This window comes from Novacetimonas hansenii, from assembly GCF_014843995.1.
Classification (GTDB): Bacteria; Pseudomonadota; Alphaproteobacteria; order Acetobacterales; family Acetobacteraceae; genus Novacetimonas; species Novacetimonas hansenii.
Genome location: NZ_CP062147.1, coordinates 497,583 through 510,536, shown reverse-complemented (window position 1 = coordinate 510,536; position 12,954 = coordinate 497,583). Strand labels below are relative to the sequence as shown.

General features: G+C 59.2%; 14 protein-coding genes and 1 tRNA gene. 6 read left to right on the top strand and 9 right to left on the bottom strand.

The window, feature by feature from the left end:
- Nucleotides 1-194: 194 nt before the first annotated feature.
- The gene (locus tag IFJ82_RS02195) at nt 195-1,106 is read right to left on the bottom strand and encodes an acid phosphatase (RefSeq protein ID WP_192265465.1); all 912 of its coding nucleotides are present in this window, start codon (nt 1,104-1,106) and stop codon (nt 195-197) included.
- 508 nt (nt 1,107-1,614) lie between these two features.
- On the opposite strand from IFJ82_RS02195, the gene IFJ82_RS02190 reads away from it, so the two are divergent.
- Nucleotides 1,615-1,860, top strand: coding sequence for a hypothetical protein (locus IFJ82_RS02190; protein ID WP_225578740.1), 246 nt, complete (start codon nt 1,615-1,617; stop codon nt 1,858-1,860).
- 366 nt (nt 1,861-2,226) lie between these two features.
- On the opposite strand, the gene IFJ82_RS02185 is transcribed toward IFJ82_RS02190, so the two are convergent.
- Nucleotides 2,227-2,565 (bottom strand): hypothetical protein, encoded by a 339-nt coding sequence (locus tag IFJ82_RS02185; RefSeq protein WP_003621452.1) that lies wholly within the window; start codon nt 2,563-2,565, stop codon nt 2,227-2,229.
- Between the two features lie 141 nt (nt 2,566-2,706).
- Complete coding sequence (gene grxB, locus IFJ82_RS02180; RefSeq protein ID WP_192265464.1) at nt 2,707-3,351, bottom strand: glutaredoxin 2; 645 nt, start codon at nt 3,349-3,351, stop codon at nt 2,707-2,709.
- A gap of 569 nt (nt 3,352-3,920) precedes the next feature.
- Here grxB and IFJ82_RS15640 point away from each other — a divergent pair.
- From IFJ82_RS15640 to IFJ82_RS02165, 4 genes are read left to right on the top strand one after another with little or no spacing between them, the layout of a single operon-like run.
- Nucleotides 3,921-4,073, top strand: a complete 153-nt coding sequence (locus IFJ82_RS15640) for a hypothetical protein (RefSeq protein WP_225578739.1) — start codon at nt 3,921-3,923, stop codon at nt 4,071-4,073.
- Complete coding sequence (locus tag IFJ82_RS02175; protein WP_408901701.1) at nt 4,052-4,861, top strand: metal ABC transporter ATP-binding protein; 810 nt, start codon at nt 4,052-4,054, stop codon at nt 4,859-4,861. The genes IFJ82_RS15640 and IFJ82_RS02175 overlap by 22 nt, the downstream gene beginning before the upstream one ends.
- Entirely contained in the window at nt 4,858-5,730 is an 873-nt protein-coding gene (locus tag IFJ82_RS02170) for a metal ABC transporter permease (RefSeq protein ID WP_040512646.1), read from the top strand. The genes IFJ82_RS02175 and IFJ82_RS02170 overlap by 4 nt, the downstream gene beginning before the upstream one ends.
- A gap of 15 nt (nt 5,731-5,745) precedes the next feature.
- Nucleotides 5,746-6,660, top strand: a complete 915-nt coding sequence (locus IFJ82_RS02165; RefSeq protein ID WP_003621439.1) for a metal ABC transporter solute-binding protein, Zn/Mn family — start codon at nt 5,746-5,748, stop codon at nt 6,658-6,660.
- Nucleotides 6,661-6,718: 58 nt separating this feature from the next.
- Here the strand turns inward: IFJ82_RS02165 and IFJ82_RS02160 are convergent, their stop codons facing one another.
- The 4 genes from IFJ82_RS02160 to IFJ82_RS02150 form a co-directional block, all read right to left on the bottom strand.
- Nucleotides 6,719-7,165, bottom strand: a complete 447-nt coding sequence (locus tag IFJ82_RS02160; RefSeq protein ID WP_192265462.1) for a hypothetical protein — start codon at nt 7,163-7,165, stop codon at nt 6,719-6,721.
- Between the two features lie 403 nt (nt 7,166-7,568).
- On the bottom strand, nt 7,569-7,703 hold the full coding sequence (locus IFJ82_RS15860; RefSeq protein WP_264986172.1) for a hypothetical protein: 135 nt from the start codon (nt 7,701-7,703) through the stop codon (nt 7,569-7,571).
- 117 nt (nt 7,704-7,820) lie between these two features.
- The gene (locus IFJ82_RS02155; protein ID WP_146222334.1) at nt 7,821-8,282 is read right to left on the bottom strand and encodes a hypothetical protein; all 462 of its coding nucleotides are present in this window, start codon (nt 8,280-8,282) and stop codon (nt 7,821-7,823) included.
- Nucleotides 8,283-9,104: 822 nt separating this feature from the next.
- Nucleotides 9,105-10,559 carry a restriction endonuclease gene (locus IFJ82_RS02150; RefSeq protein ID WP_192265460.1) on the bottom strand — a complete coding sequence of 485 codons (1,455 nt, stop codon included), beginning with the start codon at nt 10,557-10,559 and terminating at the stop codon, nt 9,105-9,107.
- A 447-nt stretch (nt 10,560-11,006) separates the two neighbouring features.
- Between IFJ82_RS02150 and IFJ82_RS02145 the strand changes: the two genes are divergently transcribed.
- Complete coding sequence (locus tag IFJ82_RS02145) at nt 11,007-11,477, top strand: tyrosine-type recombinase/integrase (protein ID WP_192265458.1); 471 nt, start codon at nt 11,007-11,009, stop codon at nt 11,475-11,477.
- Between the two features lie 205 nt (nt 11,478-11,682).
- On the opposite strand, the gene IFJ82_RS02140 is transcribed toward IFJ82_RS02145, so the two are convergent.
- Together IFJ82_RS02140 and IFJ82_RS02135 are read right to left on the bottom strand one after the other, a co-directional pair.
- Nucleotides 11,683-11,759, bottom strand: a tRNA-Arg gene (locus IFJ82_RS02140).
- A 58-nt stretch (nt 11,760-11,817) separates the two neighbouring features.
- Complete coding sequence (locus IFJ82_RS02135; protein WP_075595782.1) at nt 11,818-12,924, bottom strand: alpha/beta hydrolase; 1,107 nt, start codon at nt 12,922-12,924, stop codon at nt 11,818-11,820.
- Nucleotides 12,925-12,954: the final 30 nt, after the last annotated feature.

The following is a 12,954-nucleotide window of genomic DNA, read 5'->3' as shown; positions in this document are numbered from 1 at the left end:
AAAAAGGCGGCACCCAAAAACTTTTCTGATTTTTTATCAATGATTTGTTTTCAAGCAATCTCCAAAAGTTTTAGGGAAGGTTTTTAAAGATATTTTGTAAGGCATTGCCTTTTTAAAAAAGACCCCACTTTAAAAAGACCAAGCCGCTTAACTTCTGTGCGTCCTTACTGAAAGCGTCCTTACCGGGGACAGCCTTACTGGGGGGAATGGGCTGCGGCGTCGTCTTCTTGCGCGCATTCACCGGGATCGGGCGGCGGCAGGTGGGCGGGGGGATGATCGCGCAGGGCCTCGATTTCCGTACGGGCGGCGTCAAGACCCTGCGCAAAGCCCGCCTCCTGCCGCATGGCGGTATACAGCACGGCCCCATTCATCCATCCCGCCGTGACATCACTGTGCCAGTGGACGCCACAGATCACACGGCTTTCACCATAGATGCGCGCCCGGCGCATGATCTGGGCCGTACGCGTGGGCAGCAGGTCCGACAGTACGGCCCCCGTCATCCATCCCAGCGTGGCATAGTCGGAAGGATAGGACGGTGTATGCGCCACCTCCCCCCGTTCGGCCACGCACAGGGGCAATTCCATCGCGGAATAGGGACGCGGGCGGTTCCATTGCGCCTTTTCCAACGCAATCACGGGGTCAACCCGTGCCTCCATCCGTGTCAGCAACGCTTCCAGCCGTGGCAGATGGGCAGGTGACAGCGTAAAACCCGCCGCACAGGAAAAAGCGGACAGCATATGTCCCACCCCATGCCGGGCATCACGCTGCGCCAGTTTCCACCGCCCGCTGCCTTCCTGCACACGTGTATCGGCAAAGATGCTGGCATCGGCGGCGCTGCCTGCGGTTTCGGCGGCTGGAGGCGGGGGCAGGAACACCCGCCCATCCGGCAAGGGCGGGCCGGACAACGATGGGCCGGACGGTGCGGGATGCGCGGGGGCCGGTGACATCGCCAGCCCCATGCCCACCACCAGCACAGATGCCCCCACCACGGCACGCGCACCGGAATGTCCGGACCGCCAGCCTTTGGATCCCGTATGGTGCAGTTCCCGGTGTTGGAGCCCCTTGCGTCGCGCCCCCCTGCGCCGCGACAAAAATCCCCTGTCCATGCTTTTGCATCATTCCTTCAGAAACGCCGAACGGGCTTTATTGCATATTCCCAATCAGAGACTGCCTGAAAAACAGCCCCCGTAACCTACCGGAATCATAAAAGTTTTTGATGCAGCTTTTTTCAGGGAGCGTTGCAAGGACGAGGCATTATCTGGGCAAAAGCAACTCCCCGACAACTTTTATCATTTTTTAGAGACTGTTTGAAAAGTCAGGATCGATAACACACTGAAATTATAAAGGTTTTTGGTGAAGCTTTTTCTAAAAAGCTTCGAAAGACGCCGCCTTTTTGAAAAAAGGCGGCACCCAGAAACTTTTCCTGTTTTTTATCAATGACTTGTTTTCAAACACTCTCTTATGAACGGGTTGCTTTTAAATAATCTTGGCAATCTGCACCGGCTGAAATTCCTTGTCGGCATCCGCCCTGCCGGATACGCCATGGGACGCGCATATGAAACACACATGGGGCCATGTCATCCCGACCGGTTCAAAGGGCGGAGTTTGTATGGCATGATGGCAACAACATCTGCCAATGGATACGACATGAACCGCAAACCATCGTTGCTGCCGGGGAATATCAGCCCCCTTCGTATCGCACTGTGCGTCGGTGGCGCGATCCTGGTGGTGGTACAGTTCGTACGCTCCGCCCATATGGACCCGCTGGTCGCGATGCCGGGCGACGTGATGTTCCACATCGTCATGATGGCGCTGGGCGCAATCCTGTTCGTGCTGGGCATGTGGGGGCCGTCGATGTGATCCGCATCGACATGGCATGCCCTGACACATATCACCGGCACGTCATGAACAGGTTCCGGCTGACGCTTTTGCCCGCACCCCTCCCCAAGACGTCGCCTTTTAAGAGACTGTTTGAAAACAAGTCATTGATAAAAAACAGGAAAATTTTCTGGGTGCCGCCTTTTTTCAAAAAGGCGGCGTCTTTCGAAGCTTTTTGGAAAAAGCTTCACCAAAAACCTTTATAATTTCAGTATGTTATCGCGCCTGACTTTTCAAACAGTCTCTAACAAGGCGGCACTCAGGGATTTTGGCCTTTTGTAATCCTGCTGTTCTGTCGCAATTTCTGGGGCCACGATTCCTGGGGCACCCTTGATTCCAAGGCAGGCGTCAGCGCCGTTCGGAATCCGCCCCGCTGCCCCCATCGGTAATACCGGCGCGTGAGGGGGCATCGGAACCGGGCCGCACCTCGCGCGTGGTACGTGCAACCGCGGCGTCATCGCCAAACCCACGGCCGGAGATGCGCCGGCGGGGGGCGGGATTTTCCATCAGCACGTTTTCCAGCGCCTCCGGGTCGGTGCGCTCGGCCTCGTCAAACAATGCATCGGCGCGGGCCTGATCGCCTGCCTGCTCGGCACGGACCCCTGCTTCCGCCAGACGACGTGCGGTTGCGTGCTTGCCCCCGTCCGGATCGTCGGCACGGGCGTTGTCATCAATGGAACGTGGCATTGCGGCCTCCTTACTTACGGGTCCAAAGGCCCCGCGACGGCCATGGCGGCAGGCACCATGCCCATCACGTCGGCCCCATGCCACAAACCACCGCCAGGCGACATGGTTCAATGACGTGGGTCATGCCCGCACACAACGCGCCTATGCGCTGATGGTATCAAACAGCGGGACACCACATGCCTGTGACATGGTGCGGCAGTACTGCGCCACCTCCGCCGGCCATGACAGGCCCGCAACGATGGTCAGGCTGCGTAACAGGGCGAACAGGTGAATATCGTCGCTGGACAGTTCCCCATTGACCGCATGCGGCGCACGCACCAGCGGGACAAGCGCACGCAGGCGCGCATCAACCTGCGCGATCATCCCCGCACTGTCATCAAGCAGCGCGCCAAACGGGCCGACCATCTTTTCCTTGCCACGGATGAAATAGGCACGCGCGGCGGTGGTTGCGAATTCCTCCAGCGGGGCGGCAGCGTCACGCGGCAGGATCAGGCGCAAGGCGATGGCGTTCGTGGCCTGTATCCATTCCCCCACCTGCGGGTTGATCGCCCCCGTCAGGACACGCGCGCCGCCCATGGCATCGACATGATCGACGATGTCCATGCTTTCGCCCATATACTGGCCGTCCTGCTCCAGAATGGGCACCATCTTGGCCCCGATCATGCGCGTGGGCGTTGCCACGTCATCATTCAGCAGTGTCACGACATCCACCGGGATATCCTTCAGCCCGAAGATCATCCGCGCCTTCACGCAGAAAGGACAGTGATCATAGCTATAGAGTCGCATCCTTATCCTTCATGTCCTGTTTGTTGGTCCTGACCTTATATCGCGAAACCTGCCCTGACCGGCGGACTGTTTGCAAGGAACGCCAATTGCGAACGTCATGTGAAAGGCGGTCTGTAAATGATACCCACGGCAACGGGCTGCCACCATGGACGTTCCTGACGGGGTTTTTGCAACCTCGCCCCAAAGGCTGCGCATATTCACAACAGCCGGACTGAACACGGCGGCTTTATTATTCCCCGCAGGATCATTATTTCCCGCAGGATCACGATGTGTTTTCGCACATGCTTTGTGGGCGATGGCGGCATGCGGGGGGACGCATGCCAGAGGACGCATATCGGAGGATGCATGCCGGGAAACGATGCCGCGCCGCGCGCGCCCTGCGGGATATGCACCGCACCGCCCCTGTCCGCGCGGCCATCCCCCATGGCCGCATGGCGCGATAAGGGGGACGGGCAGGCTTTCCCGCACAAACCCCGTGCCTTGACCGGGAGGTGGCCGGGGGTGTAATGTGAAAACGTTATAATATAACAATAACGCGGTCCCATCCCACCGCGCGGAATGACAAGACCATGACCTCAGCCCACGGGGCACCGCCCCCTTCCCCCACCGCACCCACGCTACAGACCTGGATGGCCCGGTCATGGGCGTGGCGGCTGGCCTGGATGGGGGTGCCCATCGGATTGCTGTGGGTGGCCATTGCATGGGCGGCGCGCCTGCCATGACCCGGACCGAGACACAGGCGACGACGGGCGGGATCACACTGCATGACATTGCCGCGGGTTATGAGCGTGTACCGGTATGGCAACATGTCACCGGCACCTTCGCCCCCGGCAGCCTGACGGCCATCGCCGGAGCCAATGGCGCGGGCAAGTCCACATTGGTACGCGCGATGCTTGGTGAAATACCGTTACGCGCGGGGCGTATCGATTACGGTGGGCAACAGCCACGCGACTTTGGCTATCTGCCACAGGCCCGTGACATCGACCGGGGGTTCCCGTTATGCGTGGCGGACCTTGTGCTGTCGGGCGCGTGGCGCACGACCGGCGCGTTCGGCGCGGTTAATGCCCGGCAACGCGAACGCGCGGAACAATGCCTGCGCCATGTCCGCCTGTCGGGGATGGAGGAACGCGGCATCGGCGACCTGTCGGCGGGACAGTTCCAGCGTCTTTTGTTCGCGCGGCTGCTGATGCAGGATGCGCGGGTCATCATACTGGACGAACCTTTCACCGCGCTGGATGCGCCCACGACGCGCGACCTGCTGCATCTTGTCGATCACTGGCGTGACGAAGGTCGGACCGTGATCGCGGTTCTGCATGACCTGCGCCAGATCACACGACATTTCCCCAATGTCGTCCTGCTGGCGCAGGGTGCGGCGCATTGGGGGGCGACCGATGCGGTGCTGACGCCTGCGCTGCTTGAACGCGCCTATGGCGGCACAGCGATGTTCGCTTGCCCCATGGGGGACACCCCACCGGTTGAGCCGCAGCAGGAGACGGGCATATGGGCATGAGCCTGCATGACCTGTTCATCACCCCATTCGCGGATTTCGGGTTCATGCGGCGTGCCCTTGTCGCGTCACTGGCGCTTGGGCTGGGCGCGGGGCCGGTGGGCGTGCTGTTGCAGTTGCGGCGGATGAGCCTGGTTGGCGATGCGATGAGCCACGCGATCCTGCCCGGTGCGGCCATCGGCTTTCTGCTGGCGGGGGGGATGTCCATGACGGCGATGGGGCTGGGCGGGATTGTCGCGGGGCTGGGGGTGGCGCTGCTCTCCGGCCTTGTCAGCCGCCTGACGCGCCTGTCCGAAGATGCAAGCTTCGCCAGCTTCTATCTGACCTCCCTTGCGCTGGGGGTGCTGATCGTGTCCGCGCATGGATCGAACATCGACCTTCTGCATGTGCTGTTCGGCACCATCCTTGCCATCGACACCCCGACATTGTGCCTTATGGGGGGGGTGACGACGGTGACACTGTGCATCCTGTCGGTGGTATGGCGGCCGCTGGTGATGGAATGTGTCGATCCGGGGTTTATGCGCCTGGTGGGGGGGCGCGGCGGGGCATGCCATATGCTGTTCCTGTTCCTCGTGGTGCTTAATCTGGTTTCCGGGTTCGAGGCGCTGGGCACGCTGATGGCGGTGGGGATGATGATGCTGCCCGCCGCAAGCGCACGCCTGTGGACACGCAGGCTGTGGGTCATGATGACACTGGCTGCCGCCATTGCCGCGCTGTCGGGACTGGGGGGTCTGCTGCTGTCGTTCCACTGCCGCATGGCGTCGGGGCCGACCATCATCCTGACATGCAGCCTGTTTTACATCTTTTCGCTGGTGCTGGCCCCGATGGGGCTGGCGCGGCGCCTGTTTGCCCCGCGCATGAAACGCGCATGACAAAGGCTTCCTGACATGAAAATCCGTCTTCTGCCCGTTGGTTTCCTGCCTGTTGCCTGCGCCCTGCTGATGACGGGCCTTGTACAGGGGCACGCCGCGACGGCCCGCACGGTCCATGCCGTCGCCAGCTTCACGGTGCTGGCCGATGTGGTGCGCCAGGTGGGGGGGACGCATGTCGCCGTCACCTCCCTCGTGCCCCCCGATGGGGACCCGCATGAATTCGAACCCTCCCCCGCCGATGCAGGAAAGCTCCAGCAGGCGGACGTGATCTTCCTCAGTGGCGAAGGGCTGGAGACATGGTTTGTCCGCCTGTCGCGCGCGGCGGGATATCATGGCACGCCCGTCATCGTGTCCAATGGTGTCCCCCTGCATGAAATGGTGGAGGACGGGCACGATGTGACCGACCCGCATGTGTGGAACAGCGTGCCAAACGTGGAAATCTGGACACGCAACATCCGTGATGCCCTGATCCGTGTTGATCCGCAGGACGCAGAGGCCTTTCGCGCGAATGCCGATGCCTATCTTGTACGGCTGCATGACCTTGACCATTACATCCGCGACCGGATCGCCACCGTCCCTGCCGACCGTCGCCGGGTGCTGACCGGACATGACGCCTTTGGCTATTTCGGGCGTGAATATGGCGTGACCCTGATGGCGCCACAGGGCCTGTCAACGGAAACCGAGGCCTCAGCCGCTGATGTGGCCGCCCTGATCCGGCAGATCCGCACCCTGGGCGTCAGTACATATTTCATGGAAAATGCCGCCGACCCCCGCCTGGTGCAGCAGGTCGCCACCGCCACAGGCGCACGGCCTGGTGGCACACTGTATGTGGAGGCCCTGTCCCCCCCCGGGGGGCCTGCGGCGGACTACATCTCCATGATCCATCACGATGTGGACCTGATGGTCCAGGCCATGCAGGCGGCACACTGACCTGACGCGCCCGCCCTTCACAGGGAAAGGAAGGGAAGGACAGGACGGCATCGCCGCCTCATCCCATGATGGAGGCGGCCTTGCGGCGGATATGGGCGCACAGTTCGCGGCGTTGCGGGATGTCGAGGTCCGTCACCTTTGGGCCATCGGCATCCGCGGGGTGCAGGACGCCTGCCGTGCCATAGGCATATTCCATGTCGCCCCGATGGTCGTCGGACACCGCATGCGTGCGGGCGATCAGATGGTCAAGCAGCGGCGTCGTATCACCGTGCGGCAACAGGCCATTGCCGATGCAGAAATTGAGATATCCCGCCAGACGCGCACCCGGCGCGCCCTCCACCACGCCATGCGCCGCAGATGCGCCAGGCTGGGAAACAGACTGGGGAACAGGCTGGAGGACTGACGCGGATGCGGCATTGTCGCGATCACGCGCAAGGGCGGGTCCGGTTGCAAGGGCAAACGTCACGACCATGGGCAATGTCAGCCCGGACGGCAGGGAACGCATCACTTTTCATCCTTCTTGCGGGACGTAAAGAGGGTTTTATGATCGCGGGTCCAGCGCGACAAAGCCCGTCGGCTGCATCGCCCCGGATGCAGCCCCTAAGCATTTATGCAGGCGGGAGTTGCACGCGGACCGCGCCAAAAGCGCGGGGGCAAAACACCCCTGCAACAGGCTCCCGCCCTTCCGGGTCGGCACCCCACGCGCGTCCCCGGGGGATACCGCCCACAGGGATAAGCCCACGAGGATAAACTCACGGGGACGCCCCAAGGATATGCATGCAGGTATAGCCCGGGATTCAAGAGCTGGAGCAGATCCTGTTTGAATGCGTGCATTCAAACAGGTGAAGATGCTCGTAAAAACAATAAACTGGCGCATCTTCACCGAGCCGGTTTTCGGTGGAAATGCTCTAGTGATGAAGAAACCCCATCCCGGTCTGCATGGCCGTATGCAACACATCCGACCAGACACCACCACCCCGGCCACCGTGATCTCCGCCAGAAGGGCCACCGGGCGGCCCGCTGCCTTCCGACCCATCGGTCATCGGCAGTCCGTCATCATCAAGGGGCGGCCGATGTTCGGCACAACCAGCAAAAATAAGAAGGCATCCCGTTACCAGCGCAAACCGGGACAAAACAAGCCGGGACAAAAAACGTGGCATCTAATCTTTGCCACCAATACGGATTTTTTCCACGTCTACGTCGTCATATGTCCTTGCGGACGAGACCTCCGGGCTTTTTGCGCCATGATGCCGATTGGGCGGGGGGCCACAGCGGACGGGCGATGTCTCCATGTCCGGCGGCGGTCTTCCATGATTGCCAAAGCCACCATCAGGCGGCCCGCCATCGCCCATACCACCCCCCGTCATCCCGCCGCCCATCATGCCAGCAGACGGACCACCCGCCGACATCATGTCAGTCATTCCCCCACCGGGAGCAGAACTCCCCCCGAACGCACCGCCGCCGAACCCCTCCGTCACAGCGCCATGCACCCCCTTTTCCATGGGCGGGCGCGTTGCGGATGGAGGCCCCCTGCGACAGGCGGCATCAGTGCCCTGACACGCCCCGAGCGCGAATGGAAGCAACAGGCATGCAGTGACGACACGTGGGCGAAGACAGGACATGAGGATTCGGCTTTTCTTTCTGGACTCCTGAATGTTACCGCCCATACCGGGTCTATATTCGTTACGAATATTTACTTAATGCTTCCAAATGTATGGGGCATGTTCATCGTCACGGCACAGAGGCCGCTATCAAAGACGTTGATACCGATGATGTGGTGCCTGCCCTATCTGGACAGACATGGCAGAGACAGCCGGACGGCTGAGGGGCGCATGGAGCGTATACTTGATTATGCGCGGGGCTGACGTGAGGGAGAGAACCAGGCCCGTTGGCGTGGACACCTGTCCGCACTTCTCCCTGCACCCCTTCCAAGATGTCGAAGGCCCAGCACCACAATGCAGTGGTATGGGCGGGGATTGCATCAGTCATGGCGTCACTGAGCCTGTCGGACAGGCCGGCAGCAAAGGCCACTCGGTTTGCCTGCCTGACAGCGGCGCGATCTGGTGAGGTCCGGTCCTGCCTATGGTCTGAAATTGATATGACCCCATCCGTATGTGGACAATACCGGCGGAGAAGATGAAGGGCGGCCCGGTTACATCGCATGCCCCTTGTCCAGTGCTGCCCTTGCTCTTCTGGATGGCCTGCGCCAGCCTACGAACGGGACCGGCTTTGTCTTTCCCGGATAGGACATGGAAAAGATGATGCATCCAGTTGCGGCTTCCAAGGCCGAACTGCCACCCGCATCGCTCACAATCGGGATCGATATATCCAAGGATCATCTTGGCGCTGCCCGTCACCCCGACGGTGATACCGTCCGTGTCGCCAACACCCGCAAGGGCCAGCCCCTCGGGCTGGGCACTCGTAGTCCAGAGCCCATGTCTCTGTTACGTGCCATAACGATCTCCATCTTCAATCTCGACATCGCGTGCATAATCTTGAAGCTGAGCGTGATTAAGGAGAGTAACTCCGTTTTTACTGGCAAGCTGCCTTGCAGAAGTCGTGAAGCCCGCATTGGATACAACCGCCGAGTGCGTACAGTCATAATAACCCATGGCGGAGAAAGCCTGCTGGACAGCATCATTTCCAACAGGGTTGGAATAGAGCTTGCATTGTAGGACAATCTTCTTGCCGTCCTTATCCGCAATCACATCCGCGCCCTGGTCGCCAGATGCTACCGTGGCGCGAGCGTTCCACCCGATCTGGCGCAGAAGAATGGCGCAGTGTTCTTCATAATCGTATGGGTTCATTGTGGGAGAAAAGATTTCGGGACCAGACGTGACCGGTTCCGTCGGGATAATATCAGGTATCGTCTTAGATGCGGTTCGATTAATTTCGGCAATGACTTCTGCTCTAATTATTTCCCATTTATCCAATAGGTTATTTTGTTGTAAAATAGGAACAATTCTACTATTTAAAAAAATAGGTATTTCAGGTTCCCATTTTTTTGTGATAATTGTTCCGTAGTCGTCTTGATAAATATTTTGACGCCACTTCATTGCAAGAATTTTTTCTTTTGCTTTAATCTCTCTAATACATAGTTGAAGGCCATGGGCCGTTCGGGCGTTGTCTGCATCAATTGCTTCACGCTCTTGCCTTTTCCGTTTGTGTCGAGAAATTTCTTGGAAAATTTTCACGCCAGCAAATGCGAGCGCAACAGCGATAACGACTCTCCAGAAAGACGAGAGACCTGAGTGATTATCGTCTTTCTGCATGCTGTTGAAAGACAAAGGCGAAGCTGCGCTAGCTGGGGAAGTCATAGGCGCAGCGACATCTTCTGTCGGGGGCTCAGTCGTCGATATGTGCGGTTGCGCGAAGGGAAGAGGAAGAAGAACTCCGTGTGTGTCTACATATTTATTAAATGCATCAATGGCAACTGAAGATCCGGCGAGGGAAATATGAGGTGTCGTCCCATCACTTAATTGAATGGTGGAAGATGCTGCTGCGGTAAAATTGTGGACGAATGCTTTTGTCTCTGCTGCGGGAACATCCGCACCAAAATGACCGGCTTCATCAGGATCTGGGACAAGGGGGAGAGTGTAATCACCTATTTTCCATGATCCACTGGAAATTTTATGTGCGTTGTCAGTCACATCGATATGAACCAGATGACTGCGCGATGCAGAAATTCCAAATTTTAGACCGGATTGATCTGAATATATAATCGGTGCCTCGCCGATAGCCGTGTCAGTTATCTGCCAGTCAACCTGGCCGCTTGCAGGTAACGTGCTGGCAGCATATCCACATTTAATATAAGACACATTAGAAAATATTATAAAAGAAGATATTAATATTAATTTCGGACGCATTTTCCCCTCCATGAGTCCGTGAATGTAGTCCATATCTTTCCATGAATTCCAGATGGGCCTTTTTTCTAGCCGGGCGTTTGCTTGCAGTCACTCTGGGTAATATGCCCATGGACCTGCCGAGTGAGATATAACTCCCCCGTTTCCAAATTTGTCTGCAATGTGCGGTTAATAAGCTAAACGTCGAGGGGCCTGATCGGCGCGCAATGTATTGAGCTTTGCCTGCGGACACCTCTTCCTTACTCGCTCTTCCTCAACCACACGCCAGCCCCGCCATTATTCTCAGCGATAAACTCGACCCCAGCCGCCTTCCGGGCAGCGCGTATGGCAGTGGATATTGCCCAAAGCGTATGGTGCATGGGGATGGCGTGGGTATGCAACCCTGCCAGTGACAGACATGCAGCCTGCCAACGTGCGTTTCCTGCTTCAGGAACAGTCCAACAGTCCAACCACAGCAAATCGAAGCGGCTATGGGGGATGCTCATGCAATACGCCATTGACCTGGGGTGGCGTGATACCGATCACACTGTAGATGTTCGGCGGGTTAAAGTGCGTAGCGTGGGTATCCATTCGTGGACAGATGCAGAAATTGCGCAATATGAAGCGCATTGGCCGCCCGGCAGTAAACCTCGACTGGCGCTTGCGATTCTTCTCTATACTGGACAGAGACGTAGCGATGCTGTGCGCATGGGGCCAGCAGATACGATAGAAGGAACGATTCGGGTAAGGCAGGTTAAAACTGGCGCGGGGCTTCTGATCCCGGTGCATCCGGCACTTGAAATCGAACTATCGGCATGGACGGATTGTGGCGCAGGAACCTTTCTGGCAACAGAGCGCGGGCGTCCATTTTCGGTCAATGGGTTCTATAATAATTTCGTGTCATGGTGCGCCGATGCAGGATTACCCAAGGGATATAGTCCGCATGGCCTGCGAAAAGCAGCAGCGTGGCGATGAGCAGAAGCGGGATGCACAACCCACCAGATTGCCGCCATCACCAGGCATCGCACATTGGCAGAAATTGAACGTCATACGCGGGCTGTCGAACAGGCAAAATTGGCGGGGGATGCGATGCGCAGACTGGAACAAATTGGCAAACTACGGAATGAGCCTGGCAAACTTTCCGATAAGTAATTGATATTTGCCTATTTTATCGGAGGTATGGCGGACTCGAAAGGATTCGAACCTTCGACCTTCGCCTTCGGAGGGCGACGCTCTATCCAGCTGAGCTACGAGTCCACTGCCGCTTTCCATACCCTGTCATGACGGCGAACGCCAGCCCTGAAATCATGCAATTTCATTTCCGCACCAGCCCGTCCATCCGTGCGGGCAGGAAGAAGGGAACCTGCGCATCGCCTGCGCGCGCATCATTCCAGGTGCTGGCGGCGATATCTCCGCCCGATGGCAGGAAATCATCTGGCCGCCCGATCCAGGAAATGATGTCACGCGTAACCTTATCCCCTTCGCGCCCGCGCAACAGCAGGTGATACCCCGCCGGGATAAAATCGCGCCGCGCATCGGGGGGCAGATGCGCCCATGCCCGATTCATCGCAGATGCGGGCACAAGCTGGTCCCGCCCGCCATAAATCGCAAGCACCGGCCCCTGCATATGCCCCACATCCTGCGCCGCGCGATGCATCAGCAAAGCCAGCCCAGCCAGGGCCGTCGTGCGCGTGGTACGCAACGTCAGCGGATCGTAATACAGCCGCGCCAGCGCCAGCATGTCATCCGACGCCGTGACATGTACCGGCAGTTCACGCCCCGTCAGCCGCCATCGCGGCGCAAGCATGGCCATCGCGCCCAATGTCGCGTCCGTCCCCACACCAAGGTCCCACACCGCCGGGGCCAGCAGGATATAACCCGCGACATCCGATGCCTGTCCCGACATCCGTGTGTGCGCCGCCTCCCGCGCCGACATGCACACGGCCACCGCGCCCCCCATGCTTTCACCCGCCACATACAGGGGGATGTCGGGATTTTCATGGTGGATGGCCGCGGCCTCCGCCGATGCGGCGGCGACCATCGCATCCGTCCCCGCCCATCCGCCCCGATCCGGCATCGCGCCGAATCCCGGCTGGTCCGGGGCATAGACCGTGATGCCATGCGCCGCCAGAACCGGGCCGGGACGTTCCCATGCATCGCGGCTGTCGTTGAACCCATGCAGCGCAAGGATCACCGCGCGCGGCATCCCATGCGCACGCCAGACACGCAGGGGCACACGCCCCGTGCCGGGCACGTCCATCACCCTGTCGGGCGGCACGACACGGCCCAGCGCCGCATGCCGTGGCGGCGGAAGCGGCGTGGGGGCATCATGCATCACACATCCCGCCAACAGGAAAAGGAACGCCGGATAAAGCAGGCGTGACAGGCGAAGGTTTGAAAGCACGGCAATCCTGCGTATCATCGTCACCGACGCCACGGGTCCACCGGGGCA

Coding starts and splice junctions, on each gene's coding strand:
- grxB (WP_192265464.1), bottom strand. CDS start 3,351: ATGCGACTCTATAGCTATGATCACTGTCCTTTCTGCGTGAAGGCGCGG.
- IFJ82_RS02135 (WP_075595782.1), bottom strand. CDS start 12,924: ATGATACGCAGGATTGCCGTGCTTTCAAACCTTCGCCTGTCACGCCTG.
- IFJ82_RS02160 (WP_192265462.1), bottom strand. CDS start 7,165: ATGCGTTCCCTGCCGTCCGGGCTGACATTGCCCATGGTCGTGACGTTT.
- IFJ82_RS15860 (WP_264986172.1), bottom strand. CDS start 7,703: ATGACCGATGGGTCGGAAGGCAGCGGGCCGCCCGGTGGCCCTTCTGGC.
- IFJ82_RS02175 (WP_408901701.1), top strand. CDS start 4,052: ATGGGCGGCGCGCCTGCCATGACCCGGACCGAGACACAGGCGACGACG.
- IFJ82_RS15640 (WP_225578739.1), top strand. CDS start 3,921: ATGACCTCAGCCCACGGGGCACCGCCCCCTTCCCCCACCGCACCCACG.
- IFJ82_RS02185 (WP_003621452.1), bottom strand. CDS start 2,565: ATGCCACGTTCCATTGATGACAACGCCCGTGCCGACGATCCGGACGGG.
- IFJ82_RS02155 (WP_146222334.1), bottom strand. CDS start 8,282: ATGTCCTGTCTTCGCCCACGTGTCGTCACTGCATGCCTGTTGCTTCCA.
- IFJ82_RS02190 (WP_225578740.1), top strand. CDS start 1,615: ATGATGGCAACAACATCTGCCAATGGATACGACATGAACCGCAAACCA.
- IFJ82_RS02165 (WP_003621439.1), top strand. CDS start 5,746: ATGAAAATCCGTCTTCTGCCCGTTGGTTTCCTGCCTGTTGCCTGCGCC.
- IFJ82_RS02150 (WP_192265460.1), bottom strand. CDS start 10,559: ATGGACTACATTCACGGACTCATGGAGGGGAAAATGCGTCCGAAATTA.
- IFJ82_RS02170 (WP_040512646.1), top strand. CDS start 4,858: ATGAGCCTGCATGACCTGTTCATCACCCCATTCGCGGATTTCGGGTTC.
- IFJ82_RS02145 (WP_192265458.1), top strand. CDS start 11,007: ATGCAATACGCCATTGACCTGGGGTGGCGTGATACCGATCACACTGTA.
- IFJ82_RS02195 (WP_192265465.1), bottom strand. CDS start 1,106: ATGGACAGGGGATTTTTGTCGCGGCGCAGGGGGGCGCGACGCAAGGGG.